This is a genomic window from Rhodococcus sp. 105337 (genome assembly GCF_012844225.1).
Lineage (GTDB): Bacteria > Actinomycetota > Actinomycetes > Mycobacteriales > Mycobacteriaceae > Rhodococcus.
Window position 1 is genome coordinate 53,119 of the sequence record NZ_JABAGQ010000005.1, and the last position, 24,964, is coordinate 78,082.

20 protein-coding genes are annotated in these 24,964 nt (G+C 67.8%); 4 read left to right on the forward strand and 16 right to left on the reverse strand.

The window, feature by feature from the left end; genetic code table 11:
* Positions 1-497 precede the first annotated feature (497 nt).
* From HF886_RS10240 to HF886_RS10290, 11 genes are all read right to left on the reverse strand, one after another.
* Positions 498-1,457, reverse strand: coding sequence for a cutinase family protein (locus HF886_RS10240; protein WP_169620775.1), 960 nt, complete (start codon positions 1,455-1,457; stop codon positions 498-500).
* A gap of 13 nt (positions 1,458-1,470) precedes the next feature.
* The gene (locus HF886_RS10245; protein ID WP_169620776.1) at positions 1,471-2,016 is read right to left on the reverse strand and encodes a DUF732 domain-containing protein; all 546 of its coding nucleotides are present in this window, start codon (positions 2,014-2,016) and stop codon (positions 1,471-1,473) included.
* A gap of 135 nt (positions 2,017-2,151) precedes the next feature.
* Positions 2,152-4,080: an alpha/beta hydrolase-fold protein gene (locus HF886_RS10250; protein WP_169620777.1), complete on the reverse strand. Its 1,929-nt coding sequence runs from the start codon at positions 4,078-4,080 to the stop codon at positions 2,152-2,154.
* A 214-nt stretch (positions 4,081-4,294) separates the two neighbouring features.
* Complete coding sequence (locus tag HF886_RS10255) at positions 4,295-5,305, reverse strand: alpha/beta hydrolase family protein (RefSeq protein WP_169620778.1); 1,011 nt, start codon at positions 5,303-5,305, stop codon at positions 4,295-4,297.
* Positions 5,306-5,560: 255 nt separating this feature from the next.
* The gene (zomB, locus tag HF886_RS10260) at positions 5,561-7,459 is read right to left on the reverse strand and encodes a flagellar motor control protein ZomB (RefSeq protein WP_277350462.1); all 1,899 of its coding nucleotides are present in this window, start codon (positions 7,457-7,459) and stop codon (positions 5,561-5,563) included.
* 58 nt (positions 7,460-7,517) lie between these two features.
* Positions 7,518-8,423: a decaprenyl-phosphate phosphoribosyltransferase gene (locus tag HF886_RS10265; protein WP_169652237.1), complete on the reverse strand. Its 906-nt coding sequence runs from the start codon at positions 8,421-8,423 to the stop codon at positions 7,518-7,520.
* Positions 8,420-8,917, reverse strand: coding sequence for a phosphatase PAP2 family protein (locus HF886_RS10270; RefSeq protein ID WP_169621057.1), 498 nt, complete (start codon positions 8,915-8,917; stop codon positions 8,420-8,422). The genes HF886_RS10265 and HF886_RS10270 overlap by 4 nt, the downstream gene beginning before the upstream one ends.
* Positions 8,918-8,975: 58 nt before the next feature.
* Positions 8,976-10,865, reverse strand: a complete 1,890-nt coding sequence (locus tag HF886_RS10275) for a glycosyltransferase (protein ID WP_169620781.1) — start codon at positions 10,863-10,865, stop codon at positions 8,976-8,978.
* Entirely contained in the window at positions 10,862-12,085 is a 1,224-nt protein-coding gene (gene glf / locus HF886_RS10280) for a UDP-galactopyranose mutase (protein WP_169652238.1), read from the reverse strand. Before glf ends, HF886_RS10275 begins: the two co-directional genes overlap by 4 nt.
* 73 nt (positions 12,086-12,158) lie before the next feature.
* Positions 12,159-12,914 carry a MerR family transcriptional regulator gene (locus HF886_RS10285; RefSeq protein WP_169620783.1) on the reverse strand — a complete coding sequence of 252 codons (756 nt, stop codon included), beginning with the start codon at positions 12,912-12,914 and terminating at the stop codon, positions 12,159-12,161.
* A 153-nt stretch (positions 12,915-13,067) separates the two neighbouring features.
* The gene (locus HF886_RS10290; RefSeq protein WP_169652239.1) at positions 13,068-14,627 is read right to left on the reverse strand and encodes a SpoIID/LytB domain-containing protein; all 1,560 of its coding nucleotides are present in this window, start codon (positions 14,625-14,627) and stop codon (positions 13,068-13,070) included.
* 292 nt (positions 14,628-14,919) lie between these two features.
* Here HF886_RS10290 and HF886_RS10295 point away from each other — a divergent pair, with 292 nt between their 5' ends.
* On the forward strand, positions 14,920-16,953 hold the full coding sequence (locus HF886_RS10295; RefSeq protein WP_169652240.1) for an N-acetylmuramoyl-L-alanine amidase: 2,034 nt from the start codon (positions 14,920-14,922) through the stop codon (positions 16,951-16,953).
* Between the two features lie 27 nt (positions 16,954-16,980).
* On the opposite strand, the gene HF886_RS10300 is transcribed toward HF886_RS10295, so the two are convergent.
* On the reverse strand, positions 16,981-17,802 hold the full coding sequence (locus HF886_RS10300; protein WP_169620786.1) for an HAD family hydrolase: 822 nt from the start codon (positions 17,800-17,802) through the stop codon (positions 16,981-16,983).
* Between the two features lie 4 nt (positions 17,803-17,806).
* Entirely contained in the window at positions 17,807-18,601 is a 795-nt protein-coding gene (locus HF886_RS10305) for a lysophospholipid acyltransferase family protein (RefSeq protein ID WP_169652241.1), read from the reverse strand.
* Positions 18,602-18,726: 125 nt separating this feature from the next.
* On the opposite strand from HF886_RS10305, the gene HF886_RS10310 reads away from it, so the two are divergent.
* Positions 18,727-20,310: a Rieske 2Fe-2S domain-containing protein gene (locus HF886_RS10310; protein WP_169652242.1), complete on the forward strand. Its 1,584-nt coding sequence runs from the start codon at positions 18,727-18,729 to the stop codon at positions 20,308-20,310.
* Between the two features lie 19 nt (positions 20,311-20,329).
* Here HF886_RS10310 and HF886_RS10315 read toward each other — a convergent pair whose 3' ends face one another.
* Positions 20,330-21,343, reverse strand: a complete 1,014-nt coding sequence (locus tag HF886_RS10315; protein WP_169620789.1) for a hypothetical protein — start codon at positions 21,341-21,343, stop codon at positions 20,330-20,332.
* A gap of 23 nt (positions 21,344-21,366) precedes the next feature.
* Positions 21,367-22,560, reverse strand: coding sequence for an MFS transporter (locus tag HF886_RS10320; RefSeq protein WP_346765345.1), 1,194 nt, complete (start codon positions 22,558-22,560; stop codon positions 21,367-21,369).
* A 215-nt stretch (positions 22,561-22,775) separates the two neighbouring features.
* Here HF886_RS10320 and HF886_RS10325 point away from each other — a divergent pair, with 215 nt between their 5' ends.
* Positions 22,776-23,195 (forward strand): PaaI family thioesterase, encoded by a 420-nt coding sequence (locus HF886_RS10325; protein ID WP_169652349.1) that lies wholly within the window; start codon positions 22,776-22,778, stop codon positions 23,193-23,195.
* A gap of 112 nt (positions 23,196-23,307) precedes the next feature.
* On the forward strand, positions 23,308-23,661 hold the full coding sequence (locus HF886_RS10330) for a VOC family protein (RefSeq protein ID WP_169620790.1): 354 nt from the start codon (positions 23,308-23,310) through the stop codon (positions 23,659-23,661).
* A gap of 40 nt (positions 23,662-23,701) precedes the next feature.
* On the opposite strand, the gene serS is transcribed toward HF886_RS10330, so the two are convergent.
* Entirely contained in the window at positions 23,702-24,961 is a 1,260-nt protein-coding gene (gene serS, locus HF886_RS10335) for a serine--tRNA ligase (RefSeq protein ID WP_169620791.1), read from the reverse strand.
* Between the last annotated feature and the right edge of the window lie 3 nt (positions 24,962-24,964).

Genomic DNA, 24,964 nt, shown 5'->3' on the forward strand with positions numbered 1-24,964 from the left:
GCATCGCTTACCCACCCCACGAATACCGGAATCGACGGGACAGGCACTTCCGTCCCCTTCGGGAAGCCACCAACATACGACATCGCCGACCCGCTGTGCACATTCGGCGCCCTTTCCGCAGGGGTCCCGGGCCCGGTATGCGTGCCGGTGTCATCCCCCGACCTGCGCAGTACCCGCCTCGGCCCGCCCGAAACGTGCGCGCGGCGCACCGGACCGATATCGACGCGCAGACGCGCGGACGACGTGGTAGTGACGTGGATCATCGGAACGCAGCGGAGGCCGAGGTCGCCGGTGCGGGTACGCCCCATCGCCGGGCGGGTATTCGCCGCTCCGTCGCTGGCACCCATCGGACCTCTTCTCCTGTGGCAGTCATCGCGAACCGCGCGCCCCGGATCGGCCGGGCGTGTCGGCCGAGAGATGAGTCTAGAGGCCGACGGCAGGACCGTTGCACCCGGTGGTGACGACCGACACTACTGGCGAGTAACCCTCGAGGAACCTCACTCCTCGGCAGGATGCGGGGCGGATTCGATCAAATCGGTCGCCCACGACGTGATCCACTGCGGTGCGGTGGTCCCGTTCTCGTCGACGACATACCAGTTGTACTGCGCATGGATCGGGTTGTTCACGTACTCGAGGATGCGCGGCGCAGCAGTCGCCCAGTTCGACGGATTGAACGCGTTCGCAGGGGCGTCGCAGATGCTGTCGGTCGGCGCGCAGATCTGCACGGTGCGGTCGTCGAGCGCTCCGAAACCGCCCGGACGTTCGCCCGTCATGGTGATGCCCGGCAGTCGCAGTCCGGCGAGCGACAGTTCCGCGCCCACTCCCGCGACGGGGGCTCCGATGTCGGTTCCCGACACGCCGTCGCGCCGGCCGTCCGCGATCAGCGCGACCCCGAGGACACGATCCGCCGGAACCGGACCGTTGCCGGCACCGATCTGCGCCGCTACGTCACCCACGATCACCGCACCCTGCGAAAAGCCGGTGAGCACATAGCTCGTGAGCGGGCATTCGGCGAAGCGCTGCGACAGGAAATCTGTGGTCGCCGCCGTACCCGCGCCGCGACTGTTGTTGTACGACTGCTGACCGTCCGGGGGAATGGCGATCGGGTTCGAGAACTGAGCGACGTACGGGACGGTGTACACGTCCGCCCGCTGCGGATCGAACCGCTCCTGGAGCGGGCGCGTCACGTTGAGCATCAACGACATGGGGTTTGCGGTCGGATTGTAGGGATCGTCCCCGATCGCCGACTCCCACGTCCCCGGCACGCTGACGACCTGCACATCCGGGCACGACGCCGGCTGCGACTGCGTGTCGTCGGGACCCTGCGGTGGGGTCGGGCCCGGCACATCGAGCCGTCCCGCAAGCAGGTACCAGAGCACCAGCACGACGGCCAGGAGGAGCAGCGCCCCCAGAACCACGATTGTGCGCCCACTACGGCGCTGCTTCGTCCTGACCATCGTGCCGACCTTCCTAGCTGCAGTACGTGTCGCCCGCGACGGCGATGTAAGTGTCCGCGGTAGCAGCGGCCTGTTCCTCGGTGATCTCGCCGCCGGAGGTGACCGACTCGCTGCCAACCAAGGCGGTGACGAACGTCTTCACCTCGGACGGGGAGCCACCCTGCGCCTGAGCGCTGCAGATGTAGTCCGCGATGCTGATCGCGCCGGCCTCGTCGGACGGCTCGACACCCTCGGCACGCAGCGCGGCGAGGAACTCGTCGCCTTCCGCGGTGGGAGCGGGCGCCCCACCGGGTGCCCCGCCGCCGGGGGCCGGCGTCGCGGCGGGCGGTGCGGACTCGTCACCACTCGCGGTGGTGCTCGAGGTCTCGCCCGCGCCGGTCTCGTCCGCCTCGTCGGTGGGAGACACCGTACTGGTCGACGTTGTCACACCGGTCGTCGTCGGTGTGCTCGTAGCGGTGGAGTCGTCGCTTCCGCAGGCGGACAGAACTGCGGTGGCGGCGATTGCCGCGGCGAGTGCGCCGAAGACGCGGGTGGAGCGCGAGCGGGTCCGTGCAGGCATGTGGTGGTGTCCTCACATCCGGTATCGAGCAGAACTGGAACAGGGTGTGCCCCAGGCTACATAGCGCACGCGCGGCCGCACGGAGCGCCTCGCTCCGTACGGCCGCGCGTGCGGGAGTAACAGTCCCCGGGCGGGTTACGGGTGCAGCGTAACCGCGTCGCCGTCGACGGTGACGAAGCCGTTCTGGAAGTTCTGCTGGACACCGCGTCCACCCTCGGCCGGGAACTCGTCGCCGACGGGATAGCCCAGGCGGCCGTTCTCGGCACCCTCCGCGGACCACGCGTCGAGGACCTTGCCGCGCACGGGCCACGCGCCGGTGGGCTGGCTCCAGTAGATGCGGCCGTTCTCGAAGTCGGCGACGCGGCCGTTGTCCTTGACGACCTGCTCGCTCGAGATCGGGAACCCGAGCACTCCGCCCTCGTAGCCGAGCTGACCGTACTTGTCCATGATCATGCCCTGGACCGCGTGCGCGCCGGTCTGCTCCGACCAGTACATCGCCCCGATCTCGAAGCCCTGCACGACGCCGCGACCGTCCGGGGTTCGCGCCTCGTCGAGGACCGGGTAACCGAGAGGGCCACCTTCCCAGCCCTGGCGCTTCCACTCTTCGAAGATCGCGCCCCGCACCGGGCGCGCGCCGTGTTCGGGAGTCCAGTAGATCGCGCCGTTGCGGAAGTGGTTGTACCGGCCGCGCCCGTCCGCGGTGCCGCGTTCCTCGGTGACCGGGTAGCCGAGCGCTCCCGCGGGTCCGCCGCTGCCCTGGTAGAGACCGCCGATCGCGCCGGCGACCGGGACGGTCACTCCGTCGGACGAGAAGACCCGCCCGAAGCGGAAGTCCTGCACGGTGCCACCGGCAACCGGGTATTCGGCGGTGAGGCAGTCGCCCAGCCACGGGCCGGCACCGGCAACGTCTGCGATGGCTCCGGCAGGCGCGCACGCCGGCTTCTCCACCTCGACACCGAGTGTGTTCGCGAGCTGCGGCCACAACTGGTGCAGCTCGAATTCCCAGTACTTCCACGTGTGGGTGCCGGAGGGCCGGTACACGATCTGCGCCGGGATACCGGTCTTCTTCAGCTTCGTCGCGAACGCCTGGGACGTCAGGCGCGACAAGATTTCGAGGCCCATGCCCGCGTAGTTGGTACTGACGCCGGGAACGCTCGACGGGTCGTCGTACGGACCGGCACTGCCGCTTCCGCTCGACACGTACAGGCTCACGCCTCGCAGCTTGTCGGCGAGGAGATACGGGTCGTGCGCCTCCCAGCCCTCGCCGCCGGGTTCACCCCACATCGCCTCCGAGTCGAACCCACCCGCATCCTGCATCGCGTAGTGGATGGCCTCGGGCATGCCGAGGGTCGTGGTGGTGAGGATGCCCGACAGCGATGCGGCGAACTGCGCGAAACCGGGGTTGCGCGCCGGGAGGAACATCGCGGCCGTGCCGCCCATCGAGAGGCCGACGACACCGCGCTTGTCCGTGCTGCGCCAGTCCTTCTCGAGGATCGGTGGGAGTTCCTTCGTCAGGAACGTCTCCCACTTGTAGTTCTGGCCGTTGTTCTGGTCCACCCAGTCCGAGTAGAAGCTGGACTGGCCACCGACCGGAAGGACGACGTTGACGTTCTTGTCGGCGAAGAACGCCTCGGCGTCCGTTTCGAGCGTCCAGCCGCTCTGGTCGTCGCGGGCGCGCATCCCGTCGAGCATGAACACGGACGGAAAGCGCTTCTCCGGCGCGATGTTCCAGTCGCGGGCGAGGAGCATCTGCACCTGGATGGGCGTTCCCATCGACGGGGAGTCGATCCACAGCGCCACGCGGCGGTCCGTGAGCCAGTCGACCGCACGCACCGTCGCACCCGACTGGTTCTGGCCGACAGGGTCGGCTTGGGTCGCGAGAGGTTGCGCGGAAGCGACCGGCACCGTGGTCATCCCGGCTGCGAGCGGTGCCACGAGCGCGGCTGCGAGCAGCCCGAGTGCACGCCGCTTCCCGCGTCCCACCGAACGTGTGCCGCTGCTCTCGGATCGTGCGCTGCCGCCCGATCTGCTCCGGTGACCGCCAAGCTGGGTTCGCATCTGCATCGCTCGCTTCCTGCGTTACCGGGCGCCCACACACGGGCGCTGCTGTGCCGGATGTCCCCCGTCCCGAACCTTGTTTGTACACGTAGGAGAGCCGGTCGCGGGGGTGCCGCGCTGTGACTGATGGGAAAATTGTTACAGAGAACGCAGCGCCGCCCACCACCGAACGGTGGTGGGCGGCGCTGTGAGGAGCAGTGCTACCGGATCTCTAGGGAGATCAGAAGGCGTTGAGCGCCTCGAGGATCTGCGGGCGAGCCTTCCACAGCTCGTCTTCCCAGTACTTCCATGCGTGGGTGCCACGCGACGGGAACTCGAAGGTGGCGGGGATACCGAGCGCGGCCAGCTTGACCTGGAATGCGCGGGTCTGGACCAGCGACAGTGCCTCGAGGCCCATTGCGTTCGCCGTGTTGTAGAAGCCGACGAAGCCCTCCGGGTTGTCGTGCTGGCCGGGCAGGCCGCTCGCTGCGGAGATGTAGAGGGACAGGCCCTCGAGCTTCGGAGCGAACACGAACGGGTCGTTACGCAGCCACGACGGGCTCCACGGCGGGCCCCACATCGCGTCGACGTTGAAGCGGCCGGCGTCGAGCATCGCGATACGGATGGCCTCACGCATGCCGGGAGCCGACAGGTTCAGGTAGCCCGACAGCGACGACGCGAACTTGAACTGGTCGCGGTGGTAGGCAGCCAGCGTCAGAGCGGCCGAGCCACCCATCGACAGGCCGAGGATGCCGTTGTTGCTGCGCGACACGCCACGGGTGGCGAGGTAGTCGGGCAGCTGCTGGGTCAGGAACGTCTCCCACTTGTAGGTGATCTCCTGGCTGTTGAGATTGCTGGGCGAGTACCAGTCGGTGTAGAAGCTCGCCTGGCCGCCGACCGGCATGACCAAGCTGACGTTGTCGTTGCCGAACTGCTGGAGAGCATTCGTCTCGAAGGTCCACGCGTTGGCGTCGTCGCGGGCGCGCAATCCGTCGAGCATGTAGAGAGCCGCATCACCGCCACGGGCTGCCCACTGGATCTGAACCTTGATCGGGCCCATGTCGGAATCGACGAAGACCTCTTCGAATCCTCCGGCCGGTGCGCGGTGCGAGACCGGTGCACTCTGGGCCGGTGCGGCGACAGCCGCGGAGGTTCCGGCAACACCGGCGGCAACGGGCAATACCAGCGCCACGGCGGCGGTGCCGAGCAGGCGCCGACGAAGGCCCTGCGACAACCTGGGGACAAAACGCATGAACAATGCTCACTTTCTCGATCAGCGGCGTCCGCGTTCGCGTCCCCCGTGAATACCCGGCGTTCGACGACCGGCGGGCGGTCGCCACAAGTCACACTGCGGTCAAGACTGTAAAGGATGGCGTGATCTCTGACAAACCCCGATTTCTGAGGTCGTGGGCTTGCGCAGACCGACGTGCCGCGGCGACCGTTCTCGCCGTTATCCGACCGTAATATGCCGTGATACTAGCGAGACCTGAAGTTCAAGCCAACTCGGTCATCCACCCGCGGACGGCATCGGCAGGTCGCACCGCTGGATCTCGTACTCCGGTACCCGGTCGATCCGGTATCCCGCGTACTCGAATGCGTTCCGCAGATTCCGCTTGAACAGCGGCCAGGTCAGCTCGGCACCGGACGAATCCAGCAACTCGCGCGTCTCGGGGCACGTGAGCGCGAGCTTGGCCATCGCCACCCACTCTTCGTCGAGGTAGCCCGGCAGCCAGGGATAGACGTCGACCACTCCCGACTCGGCCACCACCCAGTCCGGATACAGGATCTTGTCGTGCCCGATCCGGCCGTCTTCGAGCCGTTCGGTGTGTGCCGCGAGCGGATAGGCCAGGCCCATCTGATCGACCACCCGAACATCCAGCCCGACATTCATGCTCGTCATGCCCAGGTTCAGAAAAAAGACCGTGTGCCCCGCTCCGCCCGGCGGAATGGGTTCCGGGGGCGGGACGACGTCCCAGGCGTCGTACGACGGCGTGGGCAGCAGCAGGCCCCCGTTCGGCGTCTCGGCGATCGTGGAGACCATCGCGCGCATCCGCGGGTAGTCGAGGTAGTCCTCGGCGCGGATCGGGTGGAGGTGCCCGGTGTTGAGCGAGTAGAACGCCCGCTCGTCGACGATGCCCGATCGGCCGACTACCGCACCCTCCGGCATGCCGGTCGTGTTCGACGCGAACAGCGCCCACACCACCGTGCCGACCCAGAGCACCGCGACCGCGCCGGCCACGCGGGTCCGGGGATTGTTTCCGAGTTCGGACCGGTCGGGGACCCGGAGCGGGATCACCGCTACCGGCAGCAGCAGGCAGAACAGGGGCGGGAGCAGCACGCGGCCGTGCATGAAGTCGCCGCCTACGCGCAGTGAATACAGCAGGAGCAGGACACCGGACAGGACCATCAGCACGACCACGGCGGTGGGCGTGCGCAGTACTCGTTGTCCCGCCGTCAGCAGGGTGCGCACGTCGGTTCCCTTCGACAGGAACCTTTCACGGTTGCCGGCAACACCGGTACCGCGACCGCTGGACAGCATCACCGCGACGGTCACCGTGACGAGGAACAACAGCGGCAGCCACAGCAGATACGGCACGACCAGGTTGCCGAGGTAGTCGAAGCCCTGTGTCCACTTCGCGCCGCCCGCGTCCTTGGAGACCGCGGTGTTCGGGTACGGCAGGCCGTAGTAGCCCATTCGCCAGATCTGGTAGACCACCGGCACCAGACCCGCGACCGCGACCATCGCAGCGCGGATCCGCCAGGTCAGGCCGTCCGCGAGGAAGAGCAGAGCGAGGGTCAGACCCGCGACGATCGCCAATTCGGGGCGCACCAGCGGACCGAGCCCGGCGACGAACGCCGTGCCCAGGATCCCCACGGTCCCCGGGAGAGGCCGCTTCCCGGCGGGATCGGGCGTTGCCCACCGGACCATGAGCAGCCACACCAGCGCGAGCCAGCAGATCACCAGGCAGGTCTCGAGTCCGGATGTCGCGAAGTCCCGGGCCGGCGGCACCGCGATGTAGACGAGCACACCGGCGGGCAACAGCAGAACCGTGCCGGTCGCGGCACGCATGCGCCACCGGTACAACCGCGCCGCGCCGAGCATCGCCAGGACCACCGCGGTCGTCGAGAGCACCAGCGCGAGGCCGAGTACGACGTACTCGAGGCGGATGCCGGTGAGCCATCCGGCGCCGTAGACGATGTACGTCCATGCCGTGGAGGTGTTCGCCTCGACGCGTTCCCCGGCGTTGAACACCGGTCCGTATCCGGCCAGCAGGTTGCGCACCGTACGCAGGACGATCAGGCCGTCGTCGGCGATCCAGCGGCGGTCCCACGCGCCCCAGAACATCAGGAGTGCCGAGAGGGCCACTCCCCCGGCGAACACTCCGCGTGCGACACCGCGAGGCAGGCCGGGTCGGTTGGTGCCCGCTCGGCCTGCCGCGTTGTCGTCGACGTCGTTCACGACGTCAGAAGAGGTAGACAGCACCGCCGACCACCAGGATCCAGGCAACCGCGAGGAACTGCAGCACACGGTCCTTCAAAGCGATCTCTTCCGGCTCCCCGGCTTCGCCACCGTCCACGTCCACCGCGTACCGGAGGATCGCGACGACGAACGGCACCATCGAGATGGCGTACCAGTTCGAGTCCGCGCGGTTGTCCTGCTCGAACGCCCACAGGCCGTAGCAGATCACGACGGCGGTCGCGGCCACGGTCCACACGAACCGCAGGTAGGTCTCGGTGTAGTACTCGAGCGACTTGCGGATCTTGGCTCCGGTGCGGGTCGCGAGACGGAGTTCGGCGTAGCGCTTACCTGCCGCCATGAACAGCGATCCGAACGCCATGATCAGCAGGAACCACTGCGACAGCGGGATCTCCGCCGCGACACCGCCCGCGATCGCCCGGATCAGGAATCCCGACGAGACGATGCAGATGTCGAGCACGGCCTGATGCTTCAGCCCGAAGCAGTACGCGAGCTGGATGCCGATGTAGACGGCCATGACCACCGCGAGCTGCCAGTTCGCGAGGAACGACAGCAGGATCGAAGCGACCAGGAGGCCCACCGCGATCATGTAGGCGAGTCGTATCGGCAGGATGCCGGCGGCGATCGGCCGGAAACGCTTCGTGGGGTGCGCACGGTCGGCTTCGACGTCGAGCGCGTCGTTGACCAGGTAGATGCCGGACGCTGCCATGCAGAACACGACGAACGCGAGCGCGACCGGCAACAGCACGTCGAGCTGGGTGACCGATCCCGCAGCCATCGGTGCCGCGAGCACCAGGACGTTCTTCACCCACTGCCGCGGGCGCATCGCCTTGACGATCCCCGCGGGCAGGGTCTTCGGGGCCTCCTTGACGGCGGCCGGTTCCTCGCTCATCGCTCTCCAAACTTCTTCTCTGCCCGCACCACGACGGCGGCGGACGCCGCACCCAGTGCCGCGCCGGCCAGGACGTCCGTCGGATAGTGCACGCCGAGAACGAGGCGCGACAGCAGCATGGGCGGCACGAGCACCGCGGGAAAGGGTAGCCCGGTGACTCGGGCGAGCAGCACGGCAGCCGCGGTCGTGGAGGTCGCGTGCGACGACGGGAAACTCAGCCTGCTCGGCGTCGACACGTTGACCTGCACCGACGGGTCGGACGGCCGACGACGGCGCACCACCCGCTTGATGACGATCGAAGCGGCGTGCGCACCGACGGCACCGACGGCGACGCCGGCCCACTGACGGCGGCGCTTGCGGTCGACCACGGCTCCGAGTCCGCCGACGGCGACCCAGCCGAGCGCGTGCTCACCGAAGTGCGACAGACCGCGCGCAGCGGAGATGGCGCCCGGAGTGCTGCCGACGGCAGCCTGCACGGTCTGCAGGATCCGTATCTCGGTGTCGGTGCTCTTCCAACGACCTGTGCGAGCGCACTCGGCCGGATTCGTCTCGCTAGTTACCGGCGCCGAAGACACGCTCCCACTCCTCCTTGCTGGTCAGGGCGGGAACCGCGTCCCGGTACCGCTTCTTCATTTCGGGGAACCGGCGCGCAAGTTCACGGCGCAGGCGAAGCGCCTCGGTCAGCAGGGCCTGAGCCTGTGCTCGGTCGCGCTTACGGTAGACGACGCCCCGGCCGTCCGCGGTGGTGACGGTCACACCGTCGACCTGGGACAGCAGGAACCAGCGCGCATCGATCGTGGGCACGTTGAGCTGGGGACGGCTGTGGTGCTCGGCGTTCTCCGGACGGAAATTGTGCAGCACACCCTTGGCGAGACGCTTGACCTTCGCGGCCGCGCCTTCGGGGATTCCGACCGCGCCGACCTCGGCTCCCGACGCCATCGGCAACTCTGTCGACGACGGCAGCACCACTGCGTCGGAGAAGTTCTTCCGCAGCGCGTGCACCTCACCGAGGGCGCGGGGCAACAGGTCGAAGAGCTGCTCCGGGCCGGCCAGGAAGTCTTCGATCGCCTTGTTCTGGATCGCGACCGTGGAGTACTCGAGGCACACCAGGTGCTTGACCGTGGCCTTGACCGTGTCCAGCACCAGGGCCTTGGAGTCGCCGTCCATGTGCATTGCGGCGACGACCAGTCGGTTGCGCAGGTGGAAGTACGCCTGCCAGTCGATGGCGTCGTCCTTGTCGCTCCATGCCATGTGCCAGATCGCGGCACCGGGCATGGTGACCGTCGGATAGCCGGCGGCGCGGGCGCGCAGCCCGTACTCGGCGTCGTCCCACTTGATGAACAACGGCAGTGGCTGCCCGATGTCCTCCGCGACGACCCGCGGGATCATGCACATCCACCAGCCGTTGAAGTCGACATCGATGCGCCGGTGCAGCAGCTTCGAGTTCTCGCGGTCGTGCAACGGCTTGGTCGCGAAGTCGTGGTCGTATTCCACGTTCGGAGCGGCACTCCACATGAAGTTCGCCCGGTTGATGACCTCGCCCATGGTGTGCAGGTGGCTACGTTCCTGCAGGTTGAGCATCTGGCCGCCGACGAGCATCGGCTTCTTCGCGAAGCGCGACAATGCCAGCGCGCGCAGCACCGAGTCGGGTTCGATCTCGATGTCGTCGTCCATGAACAGGATGAACGGCGAGTCGGTGGTCTTCAGCGCCTCGTACATGATGCGGCTGTAACCACCGGAACCACCGAGGTTGCCCTGGTCGTGGATGACGAGCCGGTCGCCGAACGGTGCGGCTGCCTCGGCGAAATCCGGTTCGTCACGAACCTTGCGGGTGCCCTGGTCCGGAATGATCACGGCGTCGACGACATCCATGACCAGCGGGTCGGACGCGAGCGCCCGCAGTGCCTTCACACAGTCGGCGGGCCGGTTGAACGTCGGGATACCGACAGCGACGGACGCGCGGCCTTCGGCCTCCACCGGCGAGTACCAGCCCGCGGAGTGCAGCGTGACCTCGGTGTCGGTCGTGATGTCGAACCAGATCCAGCCGCCGTCCTCGAACGGACCGAGATCGGTCTCGAGTTCGACGACGACCTTGTCGCCGGAGAACTCACTGCCGGTGACGTGGATGCGACTCGCGTCGGCCTTGCTGCGGTAGATGTCGATGCGGCCGTGGCCGGTCAGCTCGAGGCGCAGCACCACCGCCGGCAGTGTGCTCCAGCGCCGCCAGTAGCTTGCCGGGAACGCGTTGAAATAGGTGCACAGCGACACCTCCGACTCGGCGCCGACGGTCAGGGCCGTGCGGGTCGTGGCGTGGGCACGACGGGCATTCGTCGGCGACTCCTCGAGGTACAGGGTGCGCACGTCGAGGGGTTCACCCGGCCGGGGCAGGATGATCCGCTGGAGAAGGGTCTTACCGAGCAGGCCCGGTTCGCTGATGCTCACGACGCGTCACCCGCGATCGGGGCACCCGACTCGAAGTGCGGCGCGAGGACATTGTCGAACATCGACAGCGCGCTGGCGATCGCCATGTGCATGTCGAGGTACTGGTAGGTCCCCAGGCGGCCGCCGAACAGCACGTTGTTCTCGGCTGCTTCCTTCTTTGCGAGTTCGCGGTAGGCGGTGAGCTTCGCGCGGTCCTCGGAGGTGTTGATCGGGTAGTACGGCTCGTCGTCGTCACCCGCGAAGCGCGAGAACTCACGCATGATGACCGTCTTGTCGGCCGGGTACGTCTCGCGCTCGGGATGGAAGTGCCGGAACTCGTGGATGCGGGTGTACGGCACGTCGGCGTCGTTGTAGTTCATCACCGGGGTGCCTTGGAAGTCGCCGCAGTCGCGCAGGACCTCGGTTTCGAAGTCGAGGGTGCGCCACCCGAGCTTGCCTTCGACGTCGTCGAAGTAGCGGTCCAGCGGGCCGGTGTAGACGACGGGCGCATCGGGGCTCGCGGCCCGGATCTCGTCGCGAACCTCGAACCAGTCGGTGTCGAGCCGCACCTCGATGCGGTCGTCCTTCGCCATGTTCTCGAGCCACGCGGTGTAGCCGTCGACCGGCAGACCTTCGTACGTGTCGTTGAAGTAGCGGTTGTCGAAGGTGTACCGGACCGGGAGCCGGGCGATGTTGCCTGCCGGCAGTTCCTTCGGGTCGGTCTGCCACTGCTTGGCGGTGTAGTCGCGCACGAACGCCTCGTACAGCGGACGGCCGATCAGGGAGATCGCCTTCTCCTCGAGGTTCTTCGCCTCGGAGGAATCGATCTCGGATGCCTGCTCCTTGATCAGGGCGCGCGCCTCGTCCGGCGTGAAGTAGCGGCCGAAGAACTGGGAGACGAGGCCGAGCCCCATCGGGAACTGGTAGGCCTGGCCCTTGTGCATCGCGTACACGCGGTGCTGGTAGCCCGTGAAGTCGGTGAACTGGTTGACGTAGTCCCACACGCGCTTGTTCGACGTGTGGAACAGATGGGCACCGTACTTGTGGATTTCGATGCCGGTCTCGGGCTCGGGTTCGGAGTACGCATTGCCGCCGAGATGGTAGCGGCGCTCGACGACGAGAACTCGCTTGCCGAGCTGCGTGGCGGCCCGCTCTGCGATCGTCAGTCCGAAGAATCCGGAGCCGACGACGATCAGGTCGTACTCACCGGTGGAGGGCTGGGGCGCTGATGCAGCAGTCACGGAGAACCAGGGTAAGCGACCGGGGTACGAACGCGCCGGTTCGGTCCGTCATCGGACCGACCGGACGCTCCGTTCACACGTATCGGTGCAGCGTGTCGCGCACGAACGCGGCACCGGCGGGTCCGCCGTAGTTCGCGGCGAACCGTTCGTCGGCCACGTACATGTCGGCGAGGCCGAGCACGTACTCCCGGCTGATGCCGTCCGGGGTGCCGTATCCGGGAGTGCCGGGAATCGAGGACAGCCACTCGACGTGACGGCGAGCGAGTTCCCGGGCTTCCGGGCCGGCCGGGTCCACCCCTGCCTCGGCCGCTGCGGTCCAGTCCGCGGACAGTTGCGCGGCGCGGCTCTTCCAGTCGCCGCGTTCGCCCTCGCCCATTCCGCGCCACCAGCGGTCACTGTTGTCGTACGCGTCCTTGCCCCATCGGTCGATCACCTCGTCGCGGTACTGCGTGTGATCGAAACCGTCGAACACTTCGTCTGCCATGAGCTCTTCTCCCTTTTCGGTCTTCGCGAGGGTGCTGCGCACCGCTTCGATGCGCCTCTCGAGTTGCCGCCGCTCGTGCTCGAGCAGTTCGAGGTGCGTCCGCAGCGCTGCCGTCGTGTCGTCGTGCCCGTCGAGGACCTCCCGGATCGCCGGGAGACCCAGACCGAGGTCACGCAGCAGGAGGATGCGCTGCAACCGGACGAGCGCGTCGGCATCGTAGAACCGCATCCCGTTGCTGCCGGTACGACAGGGGACGAGCACTCCGACGTCGCCGTAGTGCCGCAACGTGCGGCTGGTGACACCCGCGCTCCGGGCCAGTTCCTGGATCGACCATTCGCGTGGCATCTCGCCCTCCTTTCGGCACTTTTCAGGGTGCGTCTTGACGTTGCGTCAATGTCAACCCTTCCTCGGACACGCAAGAAGGGGACGGACCTGATCAGGTCCGTCCCCTTCCGGCGTTTCGCGGGCGGCTACTCGGTACCGGCTACTCGCGTCCGGCTACTCGGTACTACCCGTACCCGGCAGCCACTCGTCGAGGAAGCTGGCGTCGATCACCTGCGTGCCGAGATCCGGCGTCCAGACGATGGCGCCACCGGTGAAGATGCGGAACTTGCCCAGTTCGTCGGGCAGCATCAGTTCCGGACCGACCGGGGTGCCGAGTACACCGTCGACACCACCGAGTTCGAAGAACTTCGCTTCGATGGGCGACGCGCCGTTCCCGCTGCCGAACGGATCGATACCGACTTCGGGTCCGGGCTCCGCGGCCGGGGTGGTCGGCGGGGCCGGCAGATTTGCGCCTTCGGCGATCGTGAACCAGTCCGAACGCAGACCCAGTTTGGCGCGGGCTTCGGCGCCGGTCGTCTCGATGGTGCGGTCGCTGCCGACGACGCGCACGCGGGTGACACGTCCACCGTCCGCGCCGAGGTTGTTGCGGGCAAGCACTTCGAACGCCTGGAGTTCGCCCACGCCGAACGCGGAGCCGATCTCCCCGGCCGACAGGGTCTTGGCCCAGGCCCGGTTCGGTGCCACCTTGTCCCCCGCGTCTTCGACGGGCGGGAAGACGCCTCCGGCACTGTATCCACCGGTCGACGCCGAGAACTCGCTTCGGACGACGGCGCCGTCCTTCATCAGAACGGTGCCGCGCGTGCTGCGGACACCGTCGTCGGTACGGGGGTCCTCGGCGTTCGATCCGGTGTACACCTGGCAGTCGGTGGAGTCGCAGGTCTGCCAGAGTTCGTTCCGCTTTTCGGCAAGTGCGTAGGAACGTGCCGCGACGGCCTGCGCACGGAGGGCTTCCGCGCCACCGGTGTCGGCCCAGCCCGGAAGCGCCTCGGCCGGGACGACACTGCGGAGATAGTCCTCGACGTGCAGTCGGTTCACCGTCCGGGGCGCCGCGCCGTCGAGCACCACTCCGAGGGCTCCGCGATACGGCGTGTCGCTCCCGCACAACCGGAGGTGTTCCTCCGCCGGGCGGTCCTCGCCGAGGTCGACGGGATCTGCCCAGGGCACATCGGTCGCCGCCTGCCAGAGCACTTCGCCGCTGCACCCGGTCGTGACGACGACGTTCGCGCCGCCGCCGGGCGTGGGGGTCAGATGGGCAGCCTCACCGGGCGCCAGTTGTTGTCCTGCAACTCGGAGACCGGTCTCGGAATACACATCGAGTGAGCGGTCGTCCTGTCCCGTCAGGCGCACAGCGATCATCGAGTCGTCGATCGAACCGAGCGTGGTTCCGCCGTAGTAGTGCGCGATGATGCGCTCGGCCGTCCAGCCCTCCTGGGCGTAGCCGTAGGCCCCCCATTGCCCCATGCCCCGCCCGTGGCCGTGGCCGAAACCGGAGAAGGTGTACGGCGTGTCGGCCGACACCGCTTCGACGACGCCGACCGAATCGGAACGGTTCTGCACGAGCACGCCGACGCCCGTACCGACCACCAGAGCCGGCGCGAGTCCGATCACCGCGAGACGAGCAACGGAGGGCTGCCACCCGTTCCGCAGTGGTCGTCCGATGACGAATCGTCTCCGACGGATCTTTCCTCTGCGGCCGATGGATTGTGGTGCCATGGCGTTCCGCTCCCTCGTTCTCGCATTCCGGGACGATGCACGGACTCGTAGATCGCCGGATCGGACATTTACGACCGATCCTCAAGCTCAGGTTGAGGCTTAAGGTTGCCTGGGTCTAGTGTGACAAGAGTGACGGACCAACGCAACACAAGTCACAGCAGAAACAACAGCACCACAAGTTGCACCCGATCGCGGCCATTTCGCTCTCTCGAAGCGGTCCGCGATGGAGGTTTTCGACCTCTCGGAACCCCTCCTCCGACCGCAGATCTACACGAACAGGGAGTTGCAAACAGTGCCGCATCGCCGCCCTAAGCCGTCGATCGTCCTGGGTGCCGTCGCCGCCCTGGCCGTCGCCACGCCCTTTGCCGTGTCCGGACTCACCGCAGGACCGACGGAAGTTCGCACCACCAGCGACTCCGTCGAATCCGTCAGCCCAGACATTGCGGAAGTGGTGCTCGCGTCCGTACCGGACCTGATCATCCCGCTCGAGGAACTGACCGGGCTCAACCTGCCCGACATCGGTCTTGCGGAGATCATCGACGGATTGCCGCAGATCACCACCACCCCGGATCCCGACGGCGGTCCCATCGCCCGTGTCGGCGCCACGGTCAAGGAACTCACCCGGGAGACTCCGTTCAGCCTGGTCGCACTGGCCGCCGACGACATCGCCGACACCGACGCGCTGATTCGCGCGCAGAACGGCGACGGTTCGTGGGGCCCGTGGTCGGTCACCGAACCCCTCGAGTCGAGCCGCAACGACACGTCCGACGACGCGCGACGCGGCACCGAGCCGATCTTCGTCGGCGCGACACGCGCGGTGCAGGTTCTCCTCACCCCGCGTCCCGGCCCCGAACCCGCGCTCGCCGGCGCGGAAGCACCGCCGGCCGAGACACCCGCCGCACCGGCACCCGACGCTCCGGCACCCGACGCGCCTGCCCCGGTCGACGAAGGGCCGGTCCCGGTCGCCGAAACAGGCGGCGCGGCACCGGAACTCGGCTACGTACCCGCTTCCTCGTCGAAGCCGTTGCGCAGCCAGGAACCCGTGCTCGCGGCTGCGGAAGGCGTCAGCGCGGTCCTGATCGATCCGGGTACCGGCGAGGCCGACGGCCGGCTCGACGACATCGCGGCGCCGCTCGGCACCTCGGGCCTGAAAGTCATCGGCAGGTCGCAATGGGGTGCCGACGAGTCGCTGCGCTGCCAGAGTGCGACGTACGACGACTCCCTCGGTGGCGCCACCGTGCACCACACCGCGGGCAGCAACAACTACTCGAAGGCGGAGTCCGCGGGCATCGTCCGCGCCATCTACGCGTACCACGCGCAGACACTCGGCTGGTGCGACATCGGGTACAACGTGCTCGTCGACAAGTACGGACAGATCTTCGAAGGTCGTGCGGGCGGTCTGGAACGCAATGTGCAGGGCGCCCACGCGGGCGGCTTCAACGAGAACACCGTCGGCATCGCGATGATGGGCGACTTCTCCACGGCCGCACCGCCGGAGGTCACCGTGCAGAACGTGGGCAACTACCTCGGCTGGCGGCTCGCCGCGGCCGGTCTGGACCCCAAGGGCCGCACCACCATGTACTCGGAGGGCACGTCGTTCACGCCGTACCCGCGGGGTGCAGCGGTGGATCTGCCGATCATCTTCGCGCACCGCGACGTCGGCAACACCAGTTGCCCGGGCGACGGCGGCTACGCACAGATGAACAAGATCCGCGACATCGCCGCGGCCGCCGCCAAGGGCGCGCCGAGCGCGCCGCCGATCGTGGTGAACAATCCTCCGCGGGATGCGGGTCCCGCACCGGGCACCGGCGCGCTGCCGCCCGGCTCGGCCGAGACCGCCACGAACGTGCAGGATCTGGTCGCAGAACTGATGCGACTTGCCGAAAACAACCCGCTCGCCCGGAAATGGATCGCGGAAGGCGGCGAAACCGGCCGTCTCGGCACGGCCGTGTCGCCGATCGCACCCGCCAAGGGCGGCTTCGAGCACGCCCGGTTCGTCAACGGCGCCCTCTACTCGTCCCCCGGTGGAGACGTGTGGGCGGTGCTCGGCGAGATCTACAAGGCGTGGCAGGAATACGGACTCGACACTGGTGAGCTGGGGTTGCCCACCAGTGACGAGTACCGGGTGCCGGACGGCTGGCGTTCGGACTTCGAGTTCGGTTCGCTGATCTTCAACGAGGCCACCGGGGTCGTCACCAAGGTGCTGCGCGCCTACAACGACGCCTACGAGCAGTCGATGCAGGATCAGCCGGCCGACATCGCGGTACCCGCACCCGAGGGTGCGCCCGCGCCGGAACCGGCACCCGAACCGGTGCCTGTGGGCTGAGTCCCGCGGTTCACCGGTAGCTACGAATCACTGCCACCAGCGTTCGAGGATCCGCGCAACACCATCCTCGTCGTTGGTGGCAGTGATTTCGTCTGCCACCGACTTCGCGTCGGGATGAGCGTTCTCCATGGCGACGCCATGGCGGGCCATCGACAGCATCGGTATGTCGTTGGGCATGTCCCCGAATGCCACGATGCGGTCGTCCGAGATGTCGAGGTGACGGGCGAGCTCACGGAGCCCGGATGCTTTCGTCACGCCGGCTGCGGAGATCTCGACCAGGCCGTTGGTCGTCGAATAGGTGACGTCGACCAGTCCGTGCAACTTCGGCGCGATCGCCTCGGCCATCTCACGACTCGTCGCTCCGGCGAGCCGGATCAACAGCTTGACCGCCGGTTCGGCGATCACTTCGTGCTCGGCGAGTTCGGTGTTGTCGGGGTTGAGCCAGGCATGTTCGTAACCCGGGGAACTGACGAACTGCGGAGTGGCGGCGTCGTGCGCGCTCTCCCCCACACGCTCGGCGGCAAGACCGCAGCCTGGAAGCACCGCAGCGGCCACCTCGGCGACCCACGCGAGCTCGTCGGCCCGGAGCACCGCAGCGCTGAGCACCCGATCGGTCGCACTGTCGTAGAGCACGGCGCCGTTCGCACACACCGCGAGGGGAGCAAACCCGAGCTGCTCGACGACGGGCGCGATCCACCGCGGTGGACGCCCCGTGGCCAGAACGAAGGGCGTACCGGAGTCGACGACCGCATGCACGGCAGCCCGAGTGCGGTCGGACACCTGCTCGGACTTGTCGATCAGGGTGCCGTCGACATCGGTGGCGACAAGGCTCGGGCGCTGTGAACTCACTCCGTCATTGTGCCGAAACGCCGCGGTCGCCGCTGTCCGGCCCTTCGCGCTCGGTCCGCTCGCGTTCCTTGCGGGCCCGGCGTTCCGCCGCGACACGCTCGTCCTCGGCGGTTGCTTCCTCGAGTGTGGGCGCCGAACCACCGAGACGGCGCGGCACCCAGTAGGCGCCGGGCTCGTGGTGATAGGCGTCCTGCACCTCGTGGAGCATCTGCTCCATCGTCGCGTGCAACTGCTCGGTCATGGCCGACGCCGGCAGATAGGGGGGAATCGGAGCGCCGACCTTGATCGTGATGGGCGTATTGGTGCGGCCCAGACGCTTGGGATGACCCTTGGTCCACACCCGCTGCGACCCCCAGATGATCATGGGGATGACCGGCACACCTGCCTCTTCGGCCATCCGCGCCGCGCCCGTCTTGAACTTCTTCAGTTCGAAGCTGCGGCTGATCGTCTCCTCGGGAAACACTCCCACCAGTTCTCCCGCGCGCAGCGCTTCGACTGCGAGGCGGTAGGAGTCGCCGGCGTCACCACGGTCGACAGGGATGTGCTTCATCGCGCGCATCATCGGCCCGGAGATCTTGTTGTCGAAGACCTCTTTCTTCGCCATGAAACGCACGTAGCGCTTCGCGGGACGGGCGGGCAGACCCGCGTAGGTGAAGTCCATGTAGCCGGTGTGGTTGATCGCGATGACCGCACCTCCGGTCGCGGGGATGTGCTCCTCCCCGGTGACGGAGAATTTCAGTCCCTGGCCTGCGAACAGAGTGCGCGCGACGCCGATGATCGTCCGGTAGAAGGGTTCCACGTCGGCCAGCGTAGCCGGGCGGCCGATACGGTGCCGCACCCGTGGCCCCGGCGGGCTGCCGCGTGTCTCCACGGCCTCTCCACATACCCTGGAGGTACATAGGTCAGCACGTCAGGAGGCAACGAGTGCAGATCACCAGCGTGGGCCACGCCGGGTTCCACATCCGGACCGAGGCAGGCTCCATTCTCTGCGATCCGTGGGTCAATCCCGCTTACTTCGCGTCGTGGGTACCGTTCCCCGACAACACGAGCCTCGACTGGGATGCCCTCGGCGACGTCGACTACCTCTACGTCTCGCATCTCCACAAGGACCATTTCGATCCCGGGACGCTCGGTGAGCACGTCCGCAAGGACGCCACCGTGCTGCTGCCCGATTACCCGGTGCCGGATCTGCGCCGCGAACTCGAGGCGCTCGGTTTCACGAAGTTCTACGAGACCACCGATTCGGTCAAGCACCGGATCAGCAAGGAAGGCATCCGGGACGCGCCCGACGCTCCCCTCGCACCCGGCGAGCTCGACATCATGATCATTGCGATGCGAGCACCCGCGGACGGCCCGATCGGCGACTCCGGGCTCGTCGTCTCTGACGGCGAGACCACCGTGTTCAACATGAACGACGCGCGGCCGATCGACATGGACCCGATGCACGACGCGTTCGGTCACATCGACATCCATCTGCTGCAGTACTCGGGCGCCATCTGGTATCCGATGGTCTACGACATCCCGAAGAAGACGAAGGCCAACTTCGGCAAGCAGAAGCGCCAGCGCGGCATGGACCGCTGCCGCAGCTACATCGAGCAGGTCGGCGCGACCTGGATCGTCCCGTCCGCCGGTCCGCCGGTCTTCCTCGACGACGAACTGCGCTACCTCAACGACGACCACGGCGACGAGGGCAACATCTTCCCCGACCAGAAGGTGTTCCTCGAACAGTTGCGCATCAACGGCCGCGACGGTGGCCTGCTGATGATCCCGGGCTCGGTCGTGGACCTCGCCGGGAGCGAGAAGATGACACTGGCCCATCCGATCCCCGAGGACGAGGTCGAGGCGATCTTCACGAACAAGGCCGCCTACATCGAGGACATGGCTCAGCGCTTCGCGCCGGTCATCGCCGCGGAGAAGGCCACGTGGGCGCCGGCCGACGGCGAGCCGCTGTTGCCCGCACTCAGGGCGAAGTTCGAGCCGATCATGGCGCAGTCCGATCTCATCTGTGACGGCATCGGCTACCCCGTCGGCCTCGTGATGGGCGACGAGACCGTGGTGCTCGACTTCCCCAAGCGCATCGTCCGCGAGCCCGTCGAGGGAGAAGGCAAGTACCGCTACGGATTCCGCATCGCGCCGGAGATCGTCCGTACGGTGCTACGCGACGACGAGCCGGACTGGGTCAACACGATCTTCCTCTCGACACGCTTCACCACGTGGCGGGTCGGCGGGTACAACGAGTTCCTGTACACGTTCTTCAAGTGCCTCACCGACGAGCGCATCGCGTATGCGGACGGCTGGTTCGCGGAGGCGCACGACGACTCGGCGTCGATCGAGCTGGGCGGTTACGAGATCCAGCGGCGCTGCCCGCACCTCAAGGCCGACCTGTCGAAGTTCGGGGTGGTGGACGGCACCACGCTCACCTGCAACCTGCACGGCTGGCAGTGGGATCTCGAATCGGGGCGGTGCAAGACCTCCAAGGGCCACGAACTGCGCAGCAGCAAGGCCTGACGGGCACCGCCCCGCCCGATTATTCCGCCGCTCGCCGCTGTCCGGCCCGGGCTGCCGGCCGTGCACCGGCCGGCAGCAGGGCCGCCGCGGCGAGCGCGACAGCTCCCGCGGCGATCAAGGCGTACGGCCACCATTGCCGTGCCGCGACACCGGCTTCGTCGACACCGGCGGCAACCTGTTCCGACGTACCGTCGGAGGTTGCCGAGGACGGTCGCGCGGGGAGCACTCCCGTGGCCTCACTCACGTTCTCCGAAATCCCCTTGACGACGTTGCCGACCGGCTCGACTCCGCCCACGAGCTGCCCTGTGCCGTCGACGAGCTGACGGCCGCCGTCGTCGAGCTGCATCAGCCCGTCGCGCAGCTGCCGGGACCCGTCGGCGGCCTGAGACATTCCCGCGACGAATTGTGCGTCGGGCGAGGTCAATTCGTAGGACAGCTGCCGAGCACCGTCGCGCAGTTGCCCGAGTTGGTCGAGCGTGTCCGGTCCGAGACCCTGGCTGTTCAGCATGTCGACGAGGGAACGCAGTTCGTCGGCGGTACCCGCCGAGACCGGATCGCCGCTCATGGAGAGTGTGTCGGCGACGACGGAGAGCCGTGCCGTCACCGATCCCTGCATCTCACCGAACCCGCTGAGCCGCGTGACCACCTCGTCGACGCCCGACGAGATCTGCGACGCGCCGTCTCCGAGTTGCCCCACTCCGCCTTCGAGTTGGCCGAGTCCGTCCGCGAGCTGCTTACCGCCCTCGTGCGCCTGCGTGAGTCCGTCGGCGAGTTGTTGTGCGCCGACGTCGAGTTGGCGGCTTCCGTCGGCGAGTTGTCCCACTCCGCCGTTGAGCAGGGCCAGCGGGAGACTCGCCTGTTGCAGGGTGTCCCGGGCGGCGGCGACCGCGGCGGCATCCGGCGTGTCACCGCTGCCCGCGGTCTCGGCGACGACCGTCACCTGCGGGTCGTCGGTGTAGGCGAACACGGAGCCGGTGCCGACCATGACGGCACCGGCGGCGATGAGGGAAATAGGGAGAAAACGGGCATACATGCTCCGTAATCTAGGCGGACGAGTTAAGGGCTTCCTGAGGGCTCCCCCTTCGCGGCGGAAGGAAGCATCCGGCCGGCCACGGCTCCCAGGGTGAACAGTGGCATCGTTGCCGCCGCGACGAGGATCGCGACGGGCAACCACACCGAGCCGAGGGCGAACCCGGCGAATATCGCCACCGACAGCATCTCGCTCGTGACGCCCACGACGGACGACACAGTGGCGCGGGCGCGGCCCGACATCGTCTCCTGGAGTCGGGCTTCGGCCACGATCGCGGTGTGGTGCAGGGCGCCGTAGCCGAGACCGATGGCCACGAAGCCCGCAACGCCCCCTGCGAGAGCGCCCAGGGCCAGGGCCAGCGCGCCGATCGTCACGATCACGCCCATCGCCCGGCCGCGCATCTGCGCGCCGCGTCCCGCCGTTGCCGCGCCGACGACCTGCCCGACGACAGTGAGCGCGACGAGAACGGGTACGAATTCCGTACTCGCGCCGTCCTCCCGGGCGAGCAACCCGAAGTACTCGTCGAACGCGAGACACGCGAGCAGCGCAGCGGTGAGAACAACGGCGCGACGGACGGCGGAATCGGTGCGGACCTCGTTCGTGCCGTCGCGCAGGCGTGCGAGGTACCGCGCCGCGAGGGTGTCGCCGGGGCCGTCGATCTCGTCGGCCTCCGTCGATTTCGGCGCGGCCGGGAGTGTGAACACCAGCAGCGTGCCGGCGACCGTGATCGCCACCGACGTCCATCCGACGAGCGCGTAACCGCCCAGGCCGAACAGCGGGGCCGCAGACAGCGTCGCGGCGAACACGCACACCATCTCCCCGGCGGCGGCACAGCCCATCACGGCTGCGTACCGGTGTTCGCCGGCGCGTGCGGCCAGTCCGTCGTAGACCAGCGCTTCGAACGTGCCGGATTTCAGCGACTCACTGAGGCCCCACAGCGCGAAACCGGCGGCGAATCCCCAGTACGTCGGCCACACGAGCCACATCGTGAAGGCCGCGGTGAGCAGGACGCCGCTTCCGGCGAGGAGTGCCCGTCGCGACACCGTGTCCGCCCAGGCGCCCGACGGCACCTCGGAGACGAACGCGACCACCGACCAGAGGACGAACAGGGACGAGATGCTGCCGGCGCCGAGTCCGTGATCTTCGAACAGCAGGACGTACAGGCCGTAGAACGGCACGAACTCCCGGACCGAGGCGTAGGCCACCGCGCGGACGGACACTGCACGGACCGATATAGCCCGGCAAGACGGGGGATCGTGCGGTTCGGATCAACGTCGTCGGCGCATGATCCCAGGGTGCCACTCGTCCCCGGTGCCTGTCACTCCCCTTTTCCGGCATCGGATACGGTCGGACGGTGACCGAGGAGAATGCGCCCGAGCGCTCGCGCACCTACACCTGGGACGATCCGGCACCCACCGCCGCCGCCAATCGCGACATGCACGGCCTCGACTTCCTGCGCGGCATGATCGACGGTTCCATCCCGCAGCATCCGACGTCGCGGACCCTCGGTTTCGCCGTCACCGACGCCCGCGAAGGGTTCGTCGAGGTGTGCATCGAACCTCAGGAGTTCCACGCCAACGCCGTCGGCAGCGTGCACGGCGGCGTGCTCGCGGCGATGTTCGACACCGCCATGGGACTGAGCGTGTCGAGCACGCTCGAGGCCGGAGTGGGGTACACGACGTTGGACCTGCAGGTCCGGTACATAAGGCCGATCCAGCCCGGACAGTCCGCCGTGCGTGTCCACGGGTTCTGTGAGCACACCGGCCGTCGCACCGCGACCGCGCGGGGCGAGGCGCGCGACGCGGACGGCCGACTGATCGCCACCGCGTCCTCGACCTGCCTGGTTCTGCGCTGAACCCGACGCGTCAGGGTTGGAGCGCCTCGGTTCGTCGCGCCCGCAGCTCGAAGGGTCGACATCGAGGCGCCCTGCGCCGACGATCGGTGTACCCGCCGCGTAGGAGGACGACATGCATGCCAGGCGCATCACCACCAACCTTCATGTATCCGACGTCGAATCGGCCAAGGATTTCTACCGCGACTACCTGGGGTTGAGTACCGAAGAGTTCGACATGGGCTGGGTGGCCCGCTACACCGATCCCGACAGCGGAGCGCACGTCCAGCTCGTCAGCGGTGACGCCACCGCACCGGAGGATGCGGTGATGTCCGTCCACACGGACGACGTCGATGCCGCATACGACGAAGCCCGGCAGGCCGGCTACGAGATCGTCCACCCTCTCACCACCGAGGAGTGGGGTGTGCGCCGATTCCTGGTCCGGGCACCGGATGGCAACGTGATCAACGTCGTGCGTCACCGCGACTGAGTGCGCGTCACCACACCTTCGACGAGTGAGCCCGAGCAGCTCAGACGACGGGCTCGAGCACCTCGCGTCCGACGAAGGGCACCAGCGCCGCCGGCACCTTCACCGAGCCGTCGGCCTGCTGGTGGTTCTCGAGCAGCGCGACGAGCCAGCGCGTGGTCGCGAGCGTTCCGTTGAGGGTCGCCGCGATCTGCGGCTTGCCGTTCTCGTCGCGATACCGGACGTTGAGCCGGCGGCCCTGGAAGGTCGTGCAGTTGGACGTCGACGTGAGCTCGCGGTAGCGCTCCTGCGTGGGCACCCAGGCTTCGCAGTCGAACTTCCGGGCCGCCGACGATCCGAGGTCGCCACCGGCGATGTCGATGATCCGGTAGGGCACGTCGATCGAGGCGAGCATCTCGCGCTCCCACGACAGCAGACGCTGATGCTCGGCAGCGGCGTCCTCCGGCTTGCAGTAGACGAACATCTCGACCTTGTCGAACTGGTGCACGCGGATGATGCCGCGCGTGTCCTTGCCGTAACTGCCGGCCTCGCGGCGGAAGCACGACGACCAGCCCGCGTACCGCTTCGGGCCCTTCTCCAGGTCCAGGATCTCGCCCGAGTGGTAGCCCGCGAGCGGAACCTCGGACGTACCGACCAGGTACAGATCGTCCTCTTCCAGGTGGTACACCTCGTCGGCGTGCTGCCCGAGGAACCCGGTGCCCTGCATGACCTCGGGACGCACGAGCACCGGCGGGATCATCATGGTGAAGCCGTTCGCGGTGGCCTTCTGCGCGGCGAGCTGCAGCAGGCCGAGCTGCAGCAGCGCGCCGTAGCCGGTGAGGAAGTAGAACCGCGCACCCGACACCTTGGCTCCGCGTTCCATGTCGATCAGCCCGAGCGACTCACCGAGCGCGAGGTGATCCTTGGGCTCGAAGTCGAAGGTGGGCAGCTCACCGACGGTCTCGAGGGTGATGAAATCGTCCTCGCCACCGGCGGGGGCGCCCTCCACGACGTTGGAGATCGCGAGGTGTGCGCGCTCCCGGGTCTGCTCGGCGGCGTTCTGCTCGACCTCGAGTTCCTTGACCTTGGCGGCCAGTTCCTTCGCTCCCTCGAGAAGCGCGGCGCGCTCCTCCGGGGCGGCTTGGCCGACCTTCTTACCCAGAGCCTTCTGTTCGGCTCGCGCGTTGTCGCCGGCGAGGACAGCCGCCCGGCGCGCCGCATCGGCCTCGAGCAGGGTATCGACGAGGCCCGGATCTTCGCCTCGGGTGCGCTGCGATTCACGCACGACATCGGGATTCTCGCGGAGGAACTTGAGGTCGATCACGAC